Origin of the sequence: Haemophilus sp. UMB1048 (genome assembly GCF_030218125.1) — a bacterium.
Classification (GTDB): Bacteria; Pseudomonadota; Gammaproteobacteria; order Enterobacterales; family Pasteurellaceae; genus Haemophilus_D.
Map to the genome: position 1 here is coordinate 1 of NZ_JASOPB010000012.1, position 21,081 is coordinate 21,081.

Consider the following 21,081-nt stretch of genomic DNA (forward strand, 5'->3'; position numbering starts at 1 on the left):
TCTTTTAATTTAGCTACTTTGCCTAAGACCGTATCTTTTGCTTCTACAGCTTTATCTTCAGCTGCATCTTTTAGCTCAGCTGCTTTATCTGCTGCTTCATCTTTTGCTTCTGAAACTGCTTTTTTTACTTCTTTTGCTTTATCTTCAGCCGCATCTTTCACTTCAGCAGCTTTATCTTCAGCTTCATCTCTTAACTCAGCTGCTTTATCTGCTGCTTCATCTTTTGCTTCAAAAACTGCATTTTTTACTTCTGCAACTTTATCTACAACTGCATCTTTGAATTTAACTACTTTATCTACAACTGTATCTTTTGCTTCTGAAGCCGTTTCTTTTGCTTCTACAGCTTTATCTTCAGCTGCATCTTTCACTTCAGCAACTTTGTCTTCAGCTGCATCTTTTAGCTCTGCTGCCTTATCTGCCGCTTCATCTGTTGCTTCTGAAACTGCTTTTTTCACTTCTAATGCTTTATCTTCGACGGCTCTTTTTACTTCAGAAAATTTTTCATCGATTGCTTTTTTCATTTCAGTAGCTTTATCATCGATTGCTTCTTTTGCTTCAGAAACTGCTTTTCTTACTTCAGATACTTTATCTTCAGTTACATCTTTCACCTCAGTAGCTTTGTCTTCAACCACTTCTTTTGCCTCAGACGCTTTATGTGTCACAGCATCTTTAATATAGTTAGCCGCTGCAACTAATGCATCTTTAACTTGTGTTGCAGCATTCACTGTCGTATCTTTTACTTCAGTTGCTTTATCTTCGATTTTATTGTTCATAGCTACTCTCCCTGTGTCATTGTGATGGCTTAATTTAAGCTATTCATTTATAGCTCATTTTCAGTCTATCAAAAAAATTTTAAAAAAACACCTAAAAATACACATTTTAGGTGTTGCTTATTTTTGACTGCTTTTAAAAAGTAAATCATATAAACTTTGTTTTTCGTATTTTAGCCATTCTATTTTGGATAATGGAAAGCTTCAATGGTGCCTTTTTCACCATTCCAGTCAATCTGAACAATCGTTGAAGGGTAAAAACTGATTGGATTTCGCTTGCCATAAAGCTCTGAAACAATACTGCCCACTAAAGGTAAATGAGAAACAAGCAAAACACTTTCAACCCCTTGTTCCTGCAAAACAGATAAATAATCTGCTACCAGCGTCGCATTCCCGTAAGGTGTAATCCCACTCCAGGTTTCAACATCATTAAGAATATTGTCTAATGCTGCATTAACGAGCTCAAACGTTTCTTGCGCTCGTATATAAGGACTGACAATCACTTTCTGAACTGAAAGTGCGGTTGAATTTAGATGGGTTTTAAGCCATTGACCTTGTGATATTGATTGTTTGCGTCCATAGTCGGTTAAACGCCGAGTCTCATCTGATGAAGCCAATACTTCAGCTTCCCCATGTCGCATAATAAAAACTTTCATCTCTTTGCTTTCCTAAAAATAATAAAAGATAAATTTTATGATCAAAAATGGGGGCAAGCCCCCACTTCATTAATTCGCTTTAACTGCTTCTGCAATTTCTTCTGCACATTGTTTTGCAAGTACGCCGTCTTCACATTCCACCATTACGCGAATAAGTGGCTCTGTACCTGACTTACGCAGTAAAATTCGACCTTTACCTTCTAAGCGTTTTTCCACATCAGCAGCTACCGCTTTTACAGCTTCGCTTTCTAATGGATTTGCACCGCCCGCAAAACGAACATTAATCAGCACTTGAGGGAACAATTTCACCGCACTTGCAAGCTCGTTTAATGATAAACGATGTTGAACCATTGCGCTTAATACAGCTAGTGATGCAATAATACCATCACCTGTCGTATTTTTATCAGCAATAATGATATGGCCTGAGTTTTCTCCACCTAACGTCCAGCCATGCTCTACCATTTTTTCTAATACATAACGGTCACCAACATTAGCACGAATGAAAGGCACGCCTAACATTTTTAAAGCAATTTCTAGGCTCATATTACTCATTAATGTGCCTACTACGCCACCTTTTAATTGACCTGAACGTAATGCTTCACGAGCAATAATGAAAAGGATTTGGTCACCATCCACTTTATTACCTAAGTGATCTACCATCATAATACGGTCGCCATCACCATCATAAGCAAGACCAACATCCGCTTTAGTTTCAAGCACTTTTTCTTGTAATGCTTTTACATCGGTTGCGCCACATTTCTCATTGATGTTAATCCCATTTGGAGTCGCACCAATTTCAATCACTTCAGCGCCTAATTCACGTAATACATTTGGTGCTATATGGTAAGTCGCACCATTTGCACAGTCCACTACGATTTTATAACCATCTAAGCCAAGATGAGCTGGAAATGTACTCTTACAAAATTCAATATAACGACCTGCCGCATCGTTAATACGACGAGCTTTACCTAATTCAGCTGATTCAACGCAATCCATTGGCTGATCGAGCATGGCTTCAATAGCCTCTTCAATATGGTCCGGTAATTTTGTTCCTTCCGCAGAGAAGAATTTAATTCCATTATCATAGTAAGGATTATGCGATGCAGAAATCACAATTCCCGCTTCTAAACGGAAAGTACGAGTTAAATAAGCCACGGCAGGGGTTGGCATTGGGCCGGTAAATGCAGCAGTTAAGCCAGCTGCAGCTAAACCTGCTTCAAGAGCAGATTCCAACATATAACCTGAAATACGAGTATCTTTTCCGATTAATACTGTGCGAGAACCTTGTGAAGCTAAAACCTTACCCGCAGCCCAACCTAATTTCAATGCGAAATCAGGCGTGATTGGATAAGTACCCACTTTACCGCGTACGCCATCTGTACCAAAATATTTACGATTTGCCATATTTATTCCTTAATAAATTGAATAATTGATGTTGCAGAAATCATTTACTCTACAACATATAAAATCTGTTACTTTCTTACGCCTGTTGCGTTGCTTGCCATACTTTCAAAGCATCTGCCGTTGCAGCCACATCATGTACGCGTAAAATTGTCGCACCATTTTGTGCAGCAATTAATGCGCCAGCTACACTTCCCACAACACGTTCAGTTACGGGTTTATCTAATACGGCACCAATCATCGATTTACGTGAAAGACCTGCTAAAATGGGATAACCACTTTCACAAAAGTGCGCTAATTGCTGTAAAAGTTTATAGTTATGCTGCACGGTCTTACCAAAACCAAACCCCATATCCCAAATGATATTTTCTTTAGCGATTCCCGCATCTAAACAAGCTTGAGTCCGAGCTTCTAAAAACTGATAAACATCTTGGACTACATCATCATAATGCGGATTAGTCTGCATTGTGCGCGGTTGTCCTTGCATGTGCATGATACAAGTTGGTAAATTCAACTGTCCTGCTATTTCGAGTGCACCAGGTTCACGTAAAGCTCGAATATCATTGATTAAATCCATGCCGACCTTAGCTGCTTCTTGCATCACAATTGCTTTAGAGGTATCCACTGAGATCCAACAATCAAAACGTTTTTGCACGGCTTCAACAAGAGGTATCACTCGTTGCAACTCTTCAGTTTCAGGCACTTCTTCTGCCATTGGTCGAGTTGATTCCCCGCCAATATCAATAATTGTTGCACCTTCTTTCAGCATTTTTTCAACTTGAAATAATGCTTTATCTAGACTAAAAAACTGTCCGCTATCTGAAAATGAATCGGGCGTGAAATTCAAAATTCCCATAATTTGAGGGAATGATAAATCTAGACATTTGTTATTAGCATAAAGTTTCATAAAGTGCGGTCAATTTTTAAATCAAATTTGAAAGGTTAGATTATAACGGAATATAGTAATGAAAAGAATGAAATAATAAATAAAAAGCCTTCCAAATTGGGAAGGCTTTAATTTTATGCTTCAGGATCTTCTGAATGATTAACCGCACTTTCAGTAGTTTCTTCTTGCGGCTTAGCTTTCGGGCTCGTGTCTTTGTTATCTTCCCAACCAGATGGTGGTGTAACAGGTTCACGATTCATTAGCTGTTTGATTTGTTCTTCTTCAATGGTTTCATATTTCACTAACGCATCTTTCATGGCGTGAAGAATATCCATATTGTCGATCAAAATCTGTCTTGCTCTCGCATAGTTACGATTTACAATCGCACGCACTTCTTCATCAATCGCATGCGCCGTTTCATCTGACATATGTTTTGCTTTCGCCATTGAGCGACCTAAGAATACTTCGCCTTCATCTTCGGTATAAAGAATCGGACCAAGTTTATCTGAGAAGCCCCATTGAGTGACCATATTACGTGCAATATTGGTTGCCACTTTAATATCATTAGACGCACCGGTAGAAATATTTTCCTCACCGTAAATCAAATCTTCTGCTAAACGTCCTGCATAAAGTGTTGAAAGTTTACTTTCTAATTGTTTTTGGCTGATACTAATTTGATCGCCTTCAGGCAAGAAGAAAGTCACACCTAATGCACGACCACGAGGAATAATCGTGACTTTATGTACAGGATCATGCTCAGGCACTAAGTAACCAACAATGGCGTGACCCGCTTCATGGTACGCTGTTGATTCTTTTTGTTTATCCGTCATGATCATAGTACGACGTTCAGGGCCCATGTTGATCTTATCTTTTGCTTTTTCAAACTCAAGCATCGATACAGTGCGTTTATTGCTACGAGCAGCAAATAATGCCGCTTCATTAACCAAGTTCGCTAAATCTGCACCTGAATAACCTGGTGTACCACGAGCAAGTGTCATCGCATCTACATCATCAGCCACAGGGACTTTACGCATGTGTACTTTTAAAATTTGCTCACGACCTTTCACATCAGGTAAACCCACAACAACTTGACGGTCAAAACGACCTGGACGAGTTAATGCTGGGTCAAGTACATCTGGACGGTTCGTTGCTGCAATAACAATTACGCCTTCGTTACCACCGAAACCATCCATTTCAACTAACATTTGGTTAAGGGTTTGTTCACGCTCATCGTGTCCACCACCTAAACCAGCGCCACGTTGGCGACCTACCGCATCGATTTCATCAATAAAGATTAAGCATGGTGCATTTTTCTTCGCTTGCTCGAACATATCACGTACACGAGAAGCACCAACACCCACAAACATCTCCACAAAGTCAGAACCTGAAATGGTAAAGAAAGGTACTTTTGCTTCACCCGCAATAGCCTTAGCTAATAAGGTTTTACCTGTACCAGGAGGGCCAACCATCAAAATACCTTTTGGAATTTTACCGCCAAGGTTTTGGAATTTTTTCGGTTCACGCAAGAAATCAACTACTTCACCGACTTCTTCTTTTGCTTCATCGCAACCTGCGACATCTGCAAAAGTGACTTTGATTTGGTCTTGGTTCAGCATTTTAGCGCGGCTTTTACCAAAGCTCATGGCTTTGCCACCACCACCTTGCATTTGGCGCATGAAGAAAATCCATACTCCAACAAGGAATAGCATCGGGAACCACGAAATCAAAATTTGTGATAGTAAACTACGTTTTTCAAAAGGCGTACCTTCGATTTTGACTTTTTTATTTAATAAGTCGTCTAAGAGTTTTTTATCTTCCAACGGTGGCATCACGGTCATATATTTAGAACCGTCATTTTTAGTCACGGTGATTTCATTCGCATCAAAACGCGCTTCTTTCACTTGACTATTACTCACGTCATACACAAAGGTTGTGTAATCTGTTGAGTCACTCACGCCATTAGAGTTAAAACTTTGGTAAGCCGTCATCATGACAACTGCAACCACAACCCATAGAACTAGATTTTTGACCATATCGTTCAAGGTTTAACCTGCCTTTCTTAAGTTAATTAAAATAAAACGAGATACTATCTCATCCGTGACACAATGAAAAGCTATCAAAGCAATTATTCGCCTTTATAACCACTCGCTACAATATAAACTTCGCGAGAACGTCCACGAGAGGCCTCTGGCTTACGTACTTTTACCACACTAAACAGTGAACGAATTTCACGCAAATACTCATCGAAGCCTTCTCCCTGGAATACTTTGACCACAAAACTGCCTTTTTTCGCCAAAACTTGCTTACACATATCTAAAGCCAGTTCTACTAAATACATTGCTCGCGGAATATCAACCGATGGCATACCGCTAAAATTCGGTGCCATATCAGACATCACCACATCAACTTTAGCTTCCCCAACACGTTCTAATAATGCATTCAGCACGTTTTCATCACGGAAATCGCCTTGTAAAAAATCAACGCCGACAATTGGATTCATGTCCAAAATATCGCACGCAATGACTCTTCCCTTTCCACCGATTTGGCTCACGACATATTGTGACCAACCACCTGGAGCAGCACCGAGATCAACTACGGTCATTCCTGGCTTGAACAATTTATCTGTTTGTTGAATCTCATCTAGTTTAAAGTAAGCACGAGAGCGTAATTTTTGCTTATGTGCTTTCTGAACAAACGGATCTTTAAAATGTTCGTTTAGCCAACGAGAAGAACTCGCTGAACGTTTTTTCTTTCCCATAAACTCTATCTTTTGTACTATTTTTTGTAGTAGTTTCATCTATATTTGGGTACAATCTGCCTAATTCAAGGCTAGACTTACCAAAAAGTGCTGAAAAACCACATTTTTCCTGACCGTTTTTTTCGGTCTCTTCATGACAAATATTCATTTTATTAAAGGATCCCTTATGACAATTTTATCAACAAAACAAAAACAATTTTTAAAAGGACTCGCTCATCACCTTAGTCCTGTCGTCATGCTTGGCGGTAACGGCTTAACCGAAGGGGTATTGGCCGAAATCGATAATGCATTAAATCATCACGAACTCATCAAAGTGAAAATTGCTGGCGCAGATCGTGAAACCAAACAACTTATCATCGATGCGATCGTGCGTGAAACACAATCATCTAACGTTCAAACTATCGGACATATTTTGGTTCTTTATCGACCAAGCGAAGAAGGCAAAATACAGCTGTCTCGTAAATAATTGTTATCCCCTCAATTTGAGGGGATGTTTTTTTAGATGTAATTAACTTCAATAATCTCGAACTCAACCGTTCCACCTGGTGTGGTGATATTCACGGTATCATCCAACTCTTTGCCTATCAAACCACGGGCAATCGGTGAATTCACAGAAATCAAACCTGATTTAATATCTGCCTCATCATCACCTACGATTTGGTAAGTCACTTCTTCATCGGTATCGGTATTCACTAATACAACTGTGGCACCAAAAATAACTTTACCGTTATTAGGTAATTTAGTGACATCGATAACCTGACAATTTGCAAGTTTGCCTTCAATCTCTTGAATACGTCCCTCGCAAAAACCTTGTTGCTCACGCGCGGCGTGATATTCTGCATTTTCTTTTAAGTCGCCGTGCTCACGTGCTTCAGCTATCGCCTTGATAATTTCTGGGCGACGCTCATTTTTTAAGAAATCTAATTCTTCTCTTAATAACTCCGCACCGCGCACGGTCATTGGAATTTGTTTCATTCTTTTTCCTTGAAATTTGGTAAAAACAAAACCACGACAACGTCTTGCAACCTTGCCGTAGCCAATGAAAAATAAAAAATGATTTACTCAATTGAGTTCGGGGCTTATTATTATCCGTCTTAAGAAAAATAGCAACTAGAACAGTACAAAAATGAGTAAAAAATCTTCCATTTCGACCGCACTTAAAGCGGCATTTATCACTCTCGGATTTTCTTTTTCTTCTATGGCTGAAGTTAATGTTACTTCAATCACCCAATATTTACCGGAAGGTGCATCGGCTGGCATCATTGCCAAAAACCTCAATAAAGATCAAATTATTGCCGATTACAATGGATCAACCTTTATGTTGCCAGCCAGTACGCAAAAGATCTTTACCGCTGTGGCAGCTAAATTAGTATTAGGTGATGCTTTCCAGTTTGAGACTTCACTTTTAAGTAACGGAAAAACTCAGAATAATACCTTAGAAGGTGATCTTGTTGTGCAATTTACTGGGGACCCCGATCTCACCAGTGGCCAACTTTATACCCTACTCGCTAATTTAAAAAATCAAGGCATTCAGAAAATCAATGGTGACCTTATTTTAGATACTTCTGTATTTGCTAGCCATGATCGTGGATTAGGTTGGATTTGGAACGATCTTACTATGTGCTTTAACTCCCCTCCTGCGGCAGCAAATATCGATAATAACTGTTTTTATGCCGAGCTAGATGCTAATCAACCTGTGGGTGAAACCGTCAAAATTAACGTTCCCGCTCAATTCCCTATTCAAGTTTTCGGGCAAGTTCATATTGTTGATCAGCAAGAAGCGGGGTATTGCCAGTTAGACGTCGTTGTTCACGACAACAATCGCTATCAAGTAAAAGGCTGCATTGCACGCCAAACTAAACCATTCGGACTAAGCTTTGCTGTGCAAGATCCTGATGCCTATGCAGCTGCCATTATTCAACGTCAATTAAAACGCCTTGGTATTGAATTTACCGGCCAGGTAAAACAACCTCAAAAACCACAGCAAGGCCAAAAACTCGCCCAACATTTATCTAAACCGTTGCCTGAGCTATTGAAAAAAATGATGAAAAAATCGGATAACCAAATTGCCGATGCCTTATTTAGAGCCGTAGCCTACAACTACTATAAACGCCCTGCTTCATTCCAATTAGGCACATTAGCGGTGAAATCCGTATTGCAAAAACAAGGCATTAAATTTGGTAACAGCATCTTAGCCGATGGTTCGGGTCTTTCTCGTCATAATTTGGTTGCACCGAAAACCATGCTTTCCGTCTTGGAATACATTGCCAAAAACGAAGATAAATTACACTTAATGGAAACCTTTCCAATTGCAGGTGTGGACGGCACAATCAGTGGGCGTGGTAGCTTAATTAATCCACCACTAGTAAAAAACGTTATCGCTAAAACTGGCTCATTAAAAGGTGTCTATAACCTTGCTGGTTTTATGACCAATGCACGAGGTGAAAAAGTGGCTTTCGTTCAATTTATCAATGGCTATTCAACCGGTGATTTAGAAAGTAAGACAAAACGAGCACCACTTGTGCAATTTGAAAGTACGCTTTATAACGATCTTTATAAAGACTAAAACGCATAAAAAAATGACCGCACTTCAAATATACCAAGTGCGGTCATTTTTTTCTTCGTTTTAAATTAAAAAGAAAAAGCACCAAACTCTTCATCGAATTTGGCGCTTTATACTTTTAGACTGTTTTATCCTTCATTATGAATTTCAAGGTTGCTTGCATCTTTTTCCCGTTTTTTCTTTGCTGAATCATTACGTTGAGAAGCGATGCTATCAAGGTATTCCGGAGTGATATCGCCAGTGATATATTCGCCAGTAAAGACAGAGCAATCGAAGCCTTGAATCGCTGGGTTTTCTTGACGAACAGATTCTGTCAATGCATCAAGATCTTGGAAGATCAATTTATCCACTCCGATCAATTTCGCGATTTCTTCGACACTACGACCGCAGGCTATAAGCTCTTGTTTTGTTGGCATATCAATGCCATACACATTCGGATAACGAATTTCTGGTGCAGCTGAAGCAAAGTAAATTTTCTTTGCGCCCGCAGCGCGAGCCATACATACAATTTGTTCTGATGTTGTTCCACGAACAATGGAATCATCAACCAACAATACATTTTTATCTTTAAATTCAGCTTTAATCGTATTGAGCTTACGACGAACTGAACTAATACGTTGAGCTTGGCCTGGCATAATAAATGTACGGCCAACATAGCGGTTTTTCACAAAACCTTGACGATAAGGTTTGCCTAAAATTTTCGCAATCTGTAACGCAATGTCTGTTGAAGTTTCCGGTACTGGAATCACCACATCAATATTGTCTGCTTCATCAACCCATTCTTTTGCAATTTTTTTGCCTAAATATTCGCCCATGTGAACACGTGCGGCATAGACAGACACGCCGTCTATTGTTGAATCAGGACGAGCAAAATACACGTATTCAAAAATGCACGGATTTAAGACCGCACTTTCTGCACACTGCTCTGCATAAAGCTGGCCATCAAAGGTTACATAAATCGCTTCGCCTGGCGCAACATCACGTACTAATTCAAAACCTGCGACGTCTAATGCCACACTTTCAGAGGCAAACATATATTCTACAGAGCCGTTTTCTTCTCGTTTACCTAACACGAGTGGACGAATACCAAACGGATCGCGAAATGCCACCATGCCATGTCCAATAATCATGGCTAAGCATGCATAAGCACCACGGATATCTTTGTGTGTTGCACGAATTGCATCAAAAATGTCTTGCGGATCGAGATGGTATTTATTCACTCTATCTAAATGATTTGCAAGAATATTGAGAAGAAGTTCTGAATCCGAATTAGTATTTATGTGACGACGTGCTTCTTTAAATAATTTATCTTTTAATTCGGCTGAATTGGTTAAGTTGCCATTGTGAACAAGGCTTAAACCATAAGGTGAGTTGACATAGAAAGGCTGCGCTTCAGATACACTTGAACTGCCGGCGGTTGGATAACGTACATGTCCGAGGCCAGCATTGCCTTGTAAACGTAACATATGTTCTTGTCTGAAGACATCGCTTACAAGACCATTAGCCTTACGCAAACGAAAGCGGTTTTCATCATCGACCGTGACAATCCCCGCCGCATCTTGACCTCGATGCTGTAATAACGTTAATGCTGCATAAATGGATTCATTAACCGGATTTTGGCTAACGATACCGACAATTCCACACATACTGATTGACTACCTTATTGTTTAAAAGTTGAGTTTAAAAAACTAGAACTTGCTTGTAGTTGTTGGAAGAACCATTCAATAATGAAGCCGAAATGAGGAATTAATTTTGATTCTTTCCACCACTCGGTTTGTTCAAAGTTTGTGAAGGTATCCAAGAAGAATAAAATCGCGGCAACGATTAATGCACCACGAATTAAACCAAATGCCGCGCCGAGAACACGATCTGTTCCGGTAAGTCCTGTTTTATCCACTAATTGGCTAATCACATAATTAACAATGCCACCTACGATTAAGGTTAAAACAAATAAAATACCGATTGCCGTACCGTTACGCACGTAGTCAGATTCGATTTGAGTAAGATAAGTGGCGAGATAAGGATAAAATTGGCTAGCGACAATAAATGCAACGACCCAGCTTGCAAGGGACATCACCTCTCGCACAAACCCACGTAATAAACTCACGATAATCGAAAATGCGATGATGCCAATGATAATGTAATCAATCATTAAATAGTCTCTCAATTAAAAAGGGTCGCCATTGCGACCGCAGTATTTTACATAAAAAACAACAAAAGGAAAACGTTTGCGTCAATTAAATTTGAAGCAATTTGCTAGATTTCCTGCCAAAATGCCTTGTCTAATTTTTGCTGTGCCTTTTGCAGTACTTCTGCCAAGTGCTGATATGTCGGTCTATCTTGCACGGTTGGCAAACTTTCATGTTGTTTTCTTAAACGTTCACTAATCTCATAAAACCACTGAGAACTTTGCGGCTCTAACGGTGATTCTGCACGTTTTCCCAACCAATATAAACCTTGAAATGGCATCACTAATGCACAAAGTGCGGTCAAAATAGCAATCGCTAATGCAGTAAGATCCGTCTTGGCATAAAACTGCTGCCAAACCACCGCAAATACCGCCATAAAAGGCATAAACTTCTGTGCAAATTTTGTCGCTTTAATAATGCGATTTTCGGGAAAAATCATGCCGAGTTTCGCTTCTAATGGCCAGGTTTGCAAATAAATTTGCCCACGTTTTAAGGTTGAAAAAAATGATGACATAAAAACATCCTAGAAAATAACCGCACTTATAATACTCTAGTTTAGGTTTAATTGTCATCCTTAACTGGAAACTGTTGAAATTTTCAACTTTTCTAATAAAAGATCGTATTTTTCCCTTCTAGTGAATTTATTTTATACGCCAAAAGGTGTATTCTATGCAAGATTTGTAGTCTGTTCTTTCGAACGGATTTTTATTAACCTCAATCAAAAATAGGGTTCCTATGTCAAAACTTGTTCTCATCCTTAACTGTGGTAGTTCTTCATTAAAATTTGCAATCCTTGATCCTGCAACAGGTGAAGAAAAATTATCAGGCTTAGCAGAAGCATTTTATCTTCCTGAAGCTCGTATCAAATGGAAACTTAACGGTGAAAAAGGTAGCGCAGATTTAGGTGCTGGTGCAGCGCACACAGAAGCGCTTAACTTCATCGCGTCAAATATTATGACTGATGAGCTTAAAAACTCTATCACCTCGATTGGTCACCGTATCGTTCATGGTGGTGAGAAATACACCCAATCTGTTGTTGTAACAGATGAAGTGGTTAAAGGTATTGAAGATGCAGCACAATTTGCTCCACTTCACAACCCTGCTCACTTAATCGGTATCCGTGAAGCATTCAAAACATTCCCACACTTAAAAGATAAGAACGTTGTCGTATTTGATACAGCATTCCACCAAACTATGCCGGAAGAAGCATACTTATATGCACTTCCATACTCACTTTACAAAGAACACGGCGTACGTCGCTACGGTGCACACGGTACCAGCCACTACTTCGTTTCTCGCGAAGTCGCTGAATACGTAGGCAAACCAGCAGACCAAGTAAACGCAATCATCTGTCACTTAGGTAACGGTGGTTCTGTTTCTGTGGTTCGTCATGGTAAATGTATCGATACCTCTATGGGTTTAACCCCGTTAGAAGGTTTAGTCATGGGTACACGTTGTGGTGATATCGACCCTGCGATCGTTTTCTACCTATACAAAAACTTAGGCATGTCAATGGATCAAATCGAAGAGACTTTAGTGAAAAAATCAGGTCTTTTAGGTTTAACTGAAGTAACGAGCGACTGCCGTTATGCAGAAGATAACTACGACGATGCCTCTAAACCAGAAGCAAAACGTGCATTAGATGTTTACAGCTACCGTTTAGCAAAATACATCGGTGCATACATGGCCGTTTTAGGTGATGATCACTTAGATGCCATCGCATTTACGGGTGGTATCGGTGAAAACTCTGCTCACGTTCGTGAATTAGCGTTAGGCCACTTAAAATTATTCGGCATCAAATTAGACAAAGAACGCAACCTTGCTGCTCGCTTTGGTAAATCAGGCGTGATCACTGCTGATGACTCTGCATTCAAAGCGATCGTTCTTCCAACCAATGAAGAATTAGTAATTGCACAAGACACAGCACGTTTAGCGGGCTAATCAACTTCCTTCAAACCTGCTGAGAAATCAGCAGGTTTTTTCATTCATTAAAAGGTATATCAAAATGACTAAAGCAGTTATTCTTATTCCAACTAGCGCAGAAACTAATTTAGCGGCAGCATTAGACGCAGCTAAAACAACAGGCGCTGTCGTATTCAATGCAGTAGAAGATGTAAAAGCCGCTCAAGCATTAATCGCAAATAATCAAAAAGACGTGTTGTTAGAAAAAATCGTGGCTGATTTCCAAGCATTAAATGCAAATTTAGTGGTTGTTAAAGGTGTTCAACCTTCTGCTCAAGCACCTTTTGCAAATAGCTTAAACTTCGCGATTGCGCAAACCTTAGATGCACAAATCATCTTAGTGGCAAACAATGAAGAAGGCACATTAGTAGAAGCCGTTGCTTCAGAATTTGGCGGTGTGAATAACACTGACATCTTAGGTGTATTTAGTGCGCAAGCCGGCAAAATTAAAACCTTAGATGCACAAGCATTAGCTGCGGCAATCGCTGCACCACTTGCTCGTGAAGCACGTATTTCTCCAGCAGCATTCCGTTTCAAATTAACTGATTTAGCACGCAAAGCAGGAAAAACCATCGTATTACCAGAAGGTGATGAACCTCGTACCGTTAAAGCAGCGGCAATCTGTGCAGAACGTGGTATCGCAAAATCGGTATTATTAGCAGATCCTGAATCAGTGAAAAAAGTTGCGGCAGAACAAGGTGTGACTTTAGGTGATGACGTAACGATCATCAATCCAGCTGACGTACGCGAAAACTACGTTGCTCGTTTAGTTGAATTACGTAAATCTAAAGGCTTAACTGAAGAACAAGCTCGCGCACAATTAGAAGACACCGTTGTATTAGGTACGATGATGTTAGAAGCGGGCGAAGTAGATGGTTTAGTCTCTGGTGCCGTTCACACCACTGCAAATACCATTCGTCCACCGATGCAAATCATCAAAACCGCACCAGGTAGCTCAATTATCTCATCTGTATTCTTCATGTTATTACCAGACCAAGTATTAGTATATGGTGACTGTGCAGTAAACCCAGAACCAACCGCTGAACAACTTGCTGAAATCGCAATTCAATCCGCTGAATCGGCAAAAGCATTTGGTTTAAATCCGAAAGTCGCAATGCTTTCTTACTCAACCGGTACTTCTGGTTCAGGTCAATCTGTAGAGAAAGTGAAAGAAGCTACCCGTATTGCACAAGAAAAACGTCCTGATTTATTAATCGACGGTCCATTACAATACGATGCAGCGGTAATGAAAGATGTGGCCGCTTCTAAAGCACCAAACTCTAAAGTGGCTGGTCAAGCAAACGTGTTTGTATTCCCTGATATCAACGCAGGTAACATCGGCTATAAAGCGGTACAACGTTCTGCAGATTTAGTCGCTGTAGGTCCAATGCTTCAAGGTATGCGTAAACCGGTTAATGACTTATCTCGTGGTGCATTAGTAGATGATATCATCTACACCATCGCATTAACCGCAATCCAAGCAACTCAAGCTTAATTAAAGTCTTTGTTGTAAAACACTAAATAAAATAACCGCACTTTTGATAACTCAAAGTGCGGTTATTTTTAGGATTGTTTTTAATGACTACTCTACGGATTTTAAGTATTCAACTAGCTTCAAGCCAATCTCTCTTCGCCACCCTAAAAGTAAATCGGGCTGTTTTGCCATATCTTCATTTTTTAACCAGACCCATTTAATGAGCTCTTCTAAATTCCGTTTACTGGCCAGAATATCGAGAGTTAATCCTTTTGGGGTCAGTTCATAAGCTTTTTCTTGTAACAATCGAATTGCCTTTTTATAACGAGGATCATCCACAATACGCACTAAGCGTTTAGGGTAATCATAAGGGGAAATTCGGCGGCTTTGTGCTAACAATTGAAGCATCTTTTTGCCGCGTACACGCACTTCATTTTCAGATAATCCAAGCGCTAGCATTTCTGACGTATTGCGAGGGTTATTTTTTGCTACTTTCCAAAGGTTGTCAGATTTCACCACATAAGAAAGGGCTAAGTTTCGTGCCATTGCGGTTTCTTGTCGCCATTTGGCCAATAGCTGTAAACGGGCTAATTCGAGCGGATTCAATTTCCAAACATTCGGAATCTCTAAATAGGCTTTGTTTGGATCGCGATCGTCTAATTTAGTGGTTTTCGAGATGGCAAGCTGGCAATCATCAATGACTGCTTGAAGCCAAGGTGATTGCGCTAATTCTATTTGCATTTTTTGATAGACTGGCAATAAGTACCACACATCCCCTGCTGCATATTGTAGCTGTACAGGTGAAAGTGGACGTTTTAGCCAGTTTGTACGCGTTGCTCCTTTATCCATTTCAATGCCTAAATAATGTAACACCAATTTGGCCAGGCCCGCTGAATTAGTAAAACCTAGAAAACGTGCCATAATTTGCGTATCCATCATAGGTTGTGGAAGTGCATCAAACTCTTGTAAGAAAACCAATAAATCTTCATTACAAGCATGCAAAATTTTTGTCACCTGCTGATCGCGTAATAATTCCACAAAAGGTGAAAAATCAGTAATCGATAACGGATCGATCAATGAAACACGTTCACCATCATAAAGTTGAATTAATCCTAATTTAGGATAATAGGTCGATACCCGCATAAATTCAGTATCTAAAGCGACCGCACTTTGCTGACGAGCTAACTGACAAACCTGAGCAAGTTCTTCATTATTTTGAATTAATGTAAAGTGCGGTTGATTTTGGCATTCTTTTATCATTGTAATAGGATGTATTTTCAAATAGAGGTAAAGACTAAACAGGGATATGAACACATATCCCTGATTAAATTAATGTTGTGAGCGTTTTGCTATTTCTTCATCACGCAGTACGCGTCGTAAAATTTTGCCTACATTACTTTTCGGTAATTCATCGCGAAACTCAATATCTTTCGGGACTTTATAACCTGTCAGATGTTGTCTGCAATGTTGGCGTAATTCATCACGCGTGAGGCTATCATCTTTCTTCACAACGAAGATTTTAATGGTTTCTCCTGACACTTCGTGTGGCATGCCGATAGCAACCACTTCAGCGACTTTATAATTTAGCATCACCACATCTTCAATTTCATTCGGATAAACATTAAAGCCTGAAACCAAGATCATGTCTTTTTTGCGGTCAACAATACGGAGACTATAGCTCTCGTCCATAATGACGATATCACCCGTTGCCATCCAGCCATCTTGAAGCACTTCAGCTGTCGCTTCAGGACGTTGCCAATAACCACGCATGACTTGTTCACCTTTAACCCAAAGCTCTCCAGCTTCACCAAGTTGTGCTTCCGAGCCATCATCTTTGATAATTTTAATATCGGTATTTGGCACTGGTACACCGATTGTACCATTGTGTTTCACCACATTAATCGGACAAGCGGCAATTAGCGGTGAACATTCTGTCATGCCGTAACCTTCGATGATGTTACAGCCGGTTAAATCATGCCAACGCGTTGCGACCGATTGTTGGATCGCCATACCGCCGCCAACAGAAAGTTTTAATCGTGAAAAATCCACTTCTTTGAAATTTTCATTATTAAGTAGCGCATTAAACAAGGTATTTACCCCTGTAATCGCTTCAAAGCGGTATTTTTTAAGCTCTTTAACAAAACCATCAATATCACGAGGGTTCGTAATTAAGAGCGCGGTAACGCCAAGTTCTAAGAAGAGTAAACAATTTACCGTTAAGGCAAAAACATGATAAAGCGGTAAAGCCAGTACAGCAATGCGTTGCTTCGCATGATCGCCAATAAATGGCTCTGCAATCCACTTCGCTTGGGAAATATTGGTAATAATATTGCCATGTGTCAGCATTGCACCTTTGGCAACACCTGTTGTACCGCCTGTATACTGTAAAAAAGCTAAATCTTCACGATCCACTTGTGGACGAACATATTGGCGATATTTACCAATGCTTAGCACTTCACGGAAAGTCACAGCATTCGGTAATTTATATTTTGGTACTAATTTTTTGACGTATTTGACTACAAAATTGACCAAATTACGCTTACCAAAAGAAAGCTGATCGCCCATTCTTGTCAAAATCACGTGTTTTACTTTAGTGTTAAACACGATTTTTTCTAAGGTTGAGGCGAAGTTTGAAACAACAACAATCGCCGTTGCACCGCTATCTTGTAACTGATGTTCTAATTCTCGAGGGGTATAAAGTGGATTCACGTTTACCACAACTAAGCCCGCACGTAAGATACCGAACAGCGCAATAGGATATTGCAATAAATTCGGCATCATGAGAGCAACACGATCACCTCGTTTTAATTTCAATTCATTTTGTAAATATGCAGCAAATGCACGGCTTCGCTCTTCTAATTTACGAAAAGTTAGCACTTGTCCCATATTGATATAAGCAGGACGATCTGGATGCTCACGAATTGCTTTATCTAAAATATCGAGAATCGAATCATATTTTGAGGTATCCAGCGTGGTGGGTGAACCTTCTGGATAATTTTGAAACCAAACTTTTTCCATTTTTTATCCTTATTCTTTGGAAAATTTTCTTAATTTTATCATTTAGTTAGTAGAGATAATAGCGAATTTCAGGCTCGCCATACCAATAATATGGTCGTCGACCAAAAAAGCCCCAATCATCCCACATATCATCTGGATAATAATAGCTTTGAGAAAGCTTCCAGACACGATAGTGATTGGTTTGAATTACAGGGTAAGTGTAGCTTGCCTGATCAACCTTGCCTTGTTCTGTTTTCAATAAGGTGCCGCCAATTGTAATAAATTGGTCTTTTAAACTTTCAGGCTCAACAAAACCATCAAGATAAGTAATAAAACGTCCATTAGGTTGTTCATCAATCATGGGTTTTGCAGAGGTTGAGTAAACTGGATAGCTTAATACTTCAATTTTAGTTTTATTTGGCTGGGCTTGTGCTGTTAATACTTTTCCGCCTAAACGAATTGATTTGCACTGACAGCTATAATCACTCTGTTGAATTGAAGATAATGATTTTAAAGTAAACTGTTCTTTTTCCAGTCCTCTCGGTGCATTAACACATCCCACTAATGTGGTCGAAAGTGCGGTCAAAACTAAGATCGTTTTTTTATTCATCTTCAACTCCTTTTTAAAAACTATTCACGCCCTGGTAATTTTTTCCAAGTTACTTCATTACGCAAATAAACAGGCTCAATCTCTAAGGCAGATATGACTTTATTCTGAGCATAATCTGTTAAAGCAAGCTCAAGCATATATTGTGCAGAAGGTAAAATAATATCACTTCCTTCTAAGCCGTTTTCTTTAAATTGAGGATACGCTGCCCAACCCGTTCCGACTCGGTATGCAGATAAATCTGAAAATTGTTCAAGAACTTTTTCTGGTTGGCAAACTTGTTCTTCTATAACAGGATTCCATTGGAAAAACTCTCCTAATTCTGACCGTACTTTTTCTCGTTTTACTTGAGAAAAATAAACTTCATTCATTCTCGCATCAATGGCAGCTAGCACATTTTCAGCTTGATGTAATTCAAATGCAGCCTGAGCCATTGCTGTTAAATTTGATACAGCAATAACAGGTAAATCAGCACCAAATGCAAGCCCTTGAGCAATCCCTGCGCCGACACGGACACCAGTAAAACTACCAGGACCGCGTCCAAATGCTAACGCATCTACTTGCTTCAAATTGATACCTGAATTAGCGAGCAACTCATCAACCATTGGAAGAATACGTTTTGTATGTGTTCGTTGTGCTAATTCATCTAAATATGTTTTTTCGCCTTTATGCCAAAGTGCAACAGAACAGGCTTCTGTTGAAGTATCAAGTGCTAATAAGGTGGTATTTTTCATTATTAATCCATTTTCTCATTTTGTAAGAATTGTACCACTTTGTTGAGATCTCGGGTACGGGTTGAATTAGGTAAACTTTTTAGAAAGGTTTCGCCGTAATTTCGCATAACAAGACGATTATCACAAATAATTACCGCACCACGATCGGTTACATCTCGAATTAGGCGTCCTACACCTTGTTTCAGCGTAATAACCGCTTCAGGGATCTGTATATCATTAAATGGATCGCCTCCTTGCAATCGACAATCTTCAATACGCGCTTTTAGCAAAGGTTCATCTGGTGCGGTAAAAGGCAATTTATCAATAATGACTAAGGAAAGTGCATCACCACGGACATCCACGCCTTCCCAAAAGCTAGAAGTGGCAACTAGCACGCTGTGGGTTTCATGAATAAATTGTTCGAGTAATTTTGCTTTAGGCGTTTCACCTTGTAATAAGATAGAAAGCTCACTATTTTCTCTAAAATACTCTGCCAAGCCTCTCATCATTAAATAAGAAGTACAAAGCACAAAGCATCGCCCTTTATTCGCTTCAATGATAGGCAGCAACATTTCACCAAGAGCTTGTAACGTATTATTTTGATTCGTTGCTGGTAAATAACGTGGCACGCAAAGTAGCGATTGATTAGGATAATCAAAAGGACTGTGAAGAATTTTTTGTTCTGCTTGCTCAATACCTAGTCGCTGACAGAAATGATTAAAAGTGCCGCCAACTTCAAGAGTCGCTGAGGTAAAAATCCAAGCCGCTTCTTTATTATTTAGCTGTTCACCAAATTTATCTGCGACAGTTAGTGGTGTAATATGCAAACCAAATTGTCGCCCCATACTTTCGTACCAGTAGCAATAACCGACTATAGCCGTATCACAAAGACGCATTAATTGATTTTTAATACTTTCAGTACGTTCAAAAATACTATCCAAAGTCTGAGAGCGACCTAATGCAATCTTGATAACTTCAGAAAGAAACTCTATTTTTTCTTGCAATAATTCAACCGATTTTTTGACCGCACTTTGTTTAAATAGCTCACGCCAATTTCCTCGCTGATTTCCTTCCCCAAGAAGAAGACGGAAATCTTGAATGACTTTAAGCAAGGTATCTGCAGTTGTGCCAAGCTGCGGCATATCTTTCAATTCTGTACGATAAACAATATTGATATCTTTACATAAATCAAATAGCTGGCGAGATGTTAATGATTGGCCAAAGTACTGGCTTGCAATATCGGGAAGTTGATGTGCTTCGTCAAAGATGATGACTTCTGCATTGGGAATAAGCTCACCAAAGCCACTTTCTTTTACCGCCATATCAGCAAAGAAAAGATGATGATTTACAACAACGAGATCTGCATTTAATGCCTTTTTACGAGCTTGTGCGACATAACATTCAGTGTAGTTGGGACAATCTGTTCCTAAACAACTTTCTGCCGTGCTCGTCAATTGAGGCAAAATTGGGCTATCTTCAGCCAATTCAATACATTCGGTCAAATCACCTGTTTTCGTCGCATTATTCCATTTTCTTACTTTACTTAAATCGGCTAAAACAGATTTATCCCCAAGCACACCTTGAGCGATAACTTGATCCAGTCGCTCCAAACATAAATAATTAGATCGCCCTTTCAATAACGCAATTTTGCCAGAATAATTTAAGGCTTTTTTTATGGCAGGAAGATCTCTTGAAAAGAGTTGATCTTGTAGATTTCTAGAGCCGGTTGAGATAATCGTTTTCTTTCCTGCAATAAGTGCCGGAGCTAAATAAGCAAAAGTCTTTCCAGTACCTGTTCCAGCTTCTACAACAAGCGGTCGCTTATTTTGAATAGCATATCCTACTGATTGAGCCATTTCGAGCTGTTCTGCTCGTGGCTTAAATCCTTTGATATTCTTACTCAATTCGCCATCACTGGAAAAGATCTTACTTATCTGTTTTTTCATAATTATTGCTATCTAGAAATAGGCGAAGATTTTATCATTATTAGACTCATTTATATATGAATTCTAATGTTTTATACAAAATAAAAACCCCAAGCCATTCAGCTCGGGGTTCAGATTCAGTACCTGGCGGTGTCCTACTCTCACATGGGGAAGCCCCAC

19 protein-coding genes are annotated in these 21,081 nt (G+C 39.6%); 4 read left to right on the top strand and 15 right to left on the bottom strand.

Annotated elements, in window-relative coordinates:
• From QP437_RS09510 to rlmE, 6 genes are all read right to left on the bottom strand, one after another.
• The coding region (locus QP437_RS09510) for a hypothetical protein (RefSeq protein WP_285267673.1) at positions 1–773 on the bottom strand (773 nt) is incomplete at its 3' end.
• 179 nt (positions 774–952) lie between these two features.
• A complete protein-coding gene (gene sixA, locus QP437_RS09515; RefSeq protein WP_285267674.1) occupies positions 953–1,426 on the bottom strand; it encodes a phosphohistidine phosphatase SixA in 474 nt (157 codons plus the stop codon).
• A 69-nt stretch (positions 1,427–1,495) separates the two neighbouring features.
• Positions 1,496–2,830, bottom strand: a complete 1,335-nt coding sequence (glmM, locus tag QP437_RS09520; RefSeq protein WP_285267675.1) for a phosphoglucosamine mutase — start codon at positions 2,828–2,830, stop codon at positions 1,496–1,498.
• A 76-nt stretch (positions 2,831–2,906) separates the two neighbouring features.
• Positions 2,907–3,734 carry a dihydropteroate synthase gene (folP, locus tag QP437_RS09525; protein WP_285267676.1) on the bottom strand — a complete coding sequence of 276 codons (828 nt, stop codon included), beginning with the start codon at positions 3,732–3,734 and terminating at the stop codon, positions 2,907–2,909.
• A 113-nt stretch (positions 3,735–3,847) separates the two neighbouring features.
• Entirely contained in the window at positions 3,848–5,746 is a 1,899-nt protein-coding gene (ftsH, locus tag QP437_RS09530) for an ATP-dependent zinc metalloprotease FtsH (protein ID WP_285267677.1), read from the bottom strand.
• A gap of 92 nt (positions 5,747–5,838) precedes the next feature.
• The gene (rlmE, locus tag QP437_RS09535) at positions 5,839–6,471 is read right to left on the bottom strand and encodes a 23S rRNA (uridine(2552)-2'-O)-methyltransferase RlmE (RefSeq protein WP_005697532.1); all 633 of its coding nucleotides are present in this window, start codon (positions 6,469–6,471) and stop codon (positions 5,839–5,841) included.
• Between the two features lie 166 nt (positions 6,472–6,637).
• On the opposite strand from rlmE, the gene yhbY reads away from it, so the two are divergent.
• Positions 6,638–6,937 (top strand): ribosome assembly RNA-binding protein YhbY, encoded by a 300-nt coding sequence (yhbY, locus tag QP437_RS09540; RefSeq protein ID WP_285267678.1) that lies wholly within the window; start codon positions 6,638–6,640, stop codon positions 6,935–6,937.
• A 32-nt stretch (positions 6,938–6,969) separates the two neighbouring features.
• On the opposite strand, the gene greA is transcribed toward yhbY, so the two are convergent.
• Positions 6,970–7,446 (bottom strand): transcription elongation factor GreA, encoded by a 477-nt coding sequence (greA, locus tag QP437_RS09545; protein WP_014065445.1) that lies wholly within the window; start codon positions 7,444–7,446, stop codon positions 6,970–6,972.
• Between the two features lie 151 nt (positions 7,447–7,597).
• Between greA and dacB the strand changes: the two genes are divergently transcribed.
• Positions 7,598–9,037: a serine-type D-Ala-D-Ala carboxypeptidase gene (gene dacB, locus QP437_RS09550; RefSeq protein ID WP_285267679.1), complete on the top strand. Its 1,440-nt coding sequence runs from the start codon at positions 7,598–7,600 to the stop codon at positions 9,035–9,037.
• A gap of 125 nt (positions 9,038–9,162) precedes the next feature.
• On the opposite strand, the gene purF is transcribed toward dacB, so the two are convergent.
• The 3 genes from purF to yfbV form a co-directional block, all read right to left on the bottom strand.
• On the bottom strand, positions 9,163–10,680 hold the full coding sequence (gene purF, locus QP437_RS09555) for an amidophosphoribosyltransferase (protein WP_285267680.1): 1,518 nt from the start codon (positions 10,678–10,680) through the stop codon (positions 9,163–9,165).
• Between the two features lie 14 nt (positions 10,681–10,694).
• The gene (locus QP437_RS09560) at positions 10,695–11,186 is read right to left on the bottom strand and encodes a CvpA family protein (RefSeq protein ID WP_049367672.1); all 492 of its coding nucleotides are present in this window, start codon (positions 11,184–11,186) and stop codon (positions 10,695–10,697) included.
• A 104-nt stretch (positions 11,187–11,290) separates the two neighbouring features.
• Positions 11,291–11,737 carry a terminus macrodomain insulation protein YfbV gene (gene yfbV, locus QP437_RS09565; protein ID WP_285267681.1) on the bottom strand — a complete coding sequence of 149 codons (447 nt, stop codon included), beginning with the start codon at positions 11,735–11,737 and terminating at the stop codon, positions 11,291–11,293.
• 221 nt (positions 11,738–11,958) lie between these two features.
• On the opposite strand from yfbV, the gene QP437_RS09570 reads away from it, so the two are divergent.
• Positions 11,959–13,164 (top strand): acetate kinase, encoded by a 1,206-nt coding sequence (locus tag QP437_RS09570; RefSeq protein ID WP_049367673.1) that lies wholly within the window; start codon positions 11,959–11,961, stop codon positions 13,162–13,164.
• 64 nt (positions 13,165–13,228) lie between these two features.
• Positions 13,229–14,680: a phosphate acetyltransferase gene (gene pta / locus QP437_RS09575; RefSeq protein WP_285267682.1), complete on the top strand. Its 1,452-nt coding sequence runs from the start codon at positions 13,229–13,231 to the stop codon at positions 14,678–14,680.
• Positions 14,681–14,767: 87 nt separating this feature from the next.
• Here the strand turns inward: pta and rnd are convergent, their stop codons facing one another.
• The 5 genes from rnd to QP437_RS09600 form a co-directional block, all read right to left on the bottom strand.
• The gene (gene rnd / locus QP437_RS09580) at positions 14,768–15,919 is read right to left on the bottom strand and encodes a ribonuclease D (RefSeq protein WP_285267683.1); all 1,152 of its coding nucleotides are present in this window, start codon (positions 15,917–15,919) and stop codon (positions 14,768–14,770) included.
• Positions 15,920–15,988: 69 nt separating this feature from the next.
• Positions 15,989–17,677, bottom strand: a complete 1,689-nt coding sequence (gene fadD / locus QP437_RS09585; RefSeq protein WP_285267684.1) for a long-chain-fatty-acid--CoA ligase FadD — start codon at positions 17,675–17,677, stop codon at positions 15,989–15,991.
• Positions 17,678–17,723: 46 nt separating this feature from the next.
• Positions 17,724–18,266 carry a Slp family lipoprotein gene (locus tag QP437_RS09590; RefSeq protein WP_285267685.1) on the bottom strand — a complete coding sequence of 181 codons (543 nt, stop codon included), beginning with the start codon at positions 18,264–18,266 and terminating at the stop codon, positions 17,724–17,726.
• Positions 18,267–18,286: 20 nt separating this feature from the next.
• Complete coding sequence (gene tsaB / locus QP437_RS09595; RefSeq protein ID WP_285267686.1) at positions 18,287–18,997, bottom strand: tRNA (adenosine(37)-N6)-threonylcarbamoyltransferase complex dimerization subunit type 1 TsaB; 711 nt, start codon at positions 18,995–18,997, stop codon at positions 18,287–18,289.
• A 2-nt stretch (positions 18,998–18,999) separates the two neighbouring features.
• Complete coding sequence (locus QP437_RS09600; RefSeq protein ID WP_285267687.1) at positions 19,000–20,928, bottom strand: ATP-dependent DNA helicase; 1,929 nt, start codon at positions 20,926–20,928, stop codon at positions 19,000–19,002.
• Between the last annotated feature and the right edge of the window lie 153 nt (positions 20,929–21,081).

What these genes read in the sequence shown, in the direction of transcription:
- sixA (WP_285267674.1), bottom strand. Translation starts at nt 1,426, where the DNA reads ATGAAAGTTTTTATTATGCGACATGGGGAAGCTGAAGTATTGGCTTCA.
- glmM (WP_285267675.1), bottom strand. Translation starts at nt 2,830, where the DNA reads ATGGCAAATCGTAAATATTTTGGTACAGATGGCGTACGCGGTAAAGTG.
- folP (WP_285267676.1), bottom strand. Translation starts at nt 3,734, where the DNA reads ATGAAACTTTATGCTAATAACAAATGTCTAGATTTATCATTCCCTCAA.
- ftsH (WP_285267677.1), bottom strand. Translation starts at nt 5,746, where the DNA reads ATGGTCAAAAATCTAGTTCTATGGGTTGTGGTTGCAGTTGTCATGATG.
- rlmE (WP_005697532.1), bottom strand. Translation starts at nt 6,471, where the DNA reads ATGGGAAAGAAAAAACGTTCAGCGAGTTCTTCTCGTTGGCTAAACGAA.
- yhbY (WP_285267678.1), top strand. Translation starts at nt 6,638, where the DNA reads ATGACAATTTTATCAACAAAACAAAAACAATTTTTAAAAGGACTCGCT.
- greA (WP_014065445.1), bottom strand. Translation starts at nt 7,446, where the DNA reads ATGAAACAAATTCCAATGACCGTGCGCGGTGCGGAGTTATTAAGAGAA.
- dacB (WP_285267679.1), top strand. Translation starts at nt 7,598, where the DNA reads ATGAGTAAAAAATCTTCCATTTCGACCGCACTTAAAGCGGCATTTATC.
- purF (WP_285267680.1), bottom strand. Translation starts at nt 10,680, where the DNA reads ATGTGTGGAATTGTCGGTATCGTTAGCCAAAATCCGGTTAATGAATCC.
- QP437_RS09560 (WP_049367672.1), bottom strand. Translation starts at nt 11,186, where the DNA reads ATGATTGATTACATTATCATTGGCATCATCGCATTTTCGATTATCGTG.
- yfbV (WP_285267681.1), bottom strand. Translation starts at nt 11,737, where the DNA reads ATGTCATCATTTTTTTCAACCTTAAAACGTGGGCAAATTTATTTGCAA.
- QP437_RS09570 (WP_049367673.1), top strand. Translation starts at nt 11,959, where the DNA reads ATGTCAAAACTTGTTCTCATCCTTAACTGTGGTAGTTCTTCATTAAAA.
- pta (WP_285267682.1), top strand. Translation starts at nt 13,229, where the DNA reads ATGACTAAAGCAGTTATTCTTATTCCAACTAGCGCAGAAACTAATTTA.
- rnd (WP_285267683.1), bottom strand. Translation starts at nt 15,919, where the DNA reads ATGATAAAAGAATGCCAAAATCAACCGCACTTTACATTAATTCAAAAT.
- fadD (WP_285267684.1), bottom strand. Translation starts at nt 17,677, where the DNA reads ATGGAAAAAGTTTGGTTTCAAAATTATCCAGAAGGTTCACCCACCACG.
- QP437_RS09590 (WP_285267685.1), bottom strand. Translation starts at nt 18,266, where the DNA reads ATGAATAAAAAAACGATCTTAGTTTTGACCGCACTTTCGACCACATTA.
- tsaB (WP_285267686.1), bottom strand. Translation starts at nt 18,997, where the DNA reads ATGAAAAATACCACCTTATTAGCACTTGATACTTCAACAGAAGCCTGT.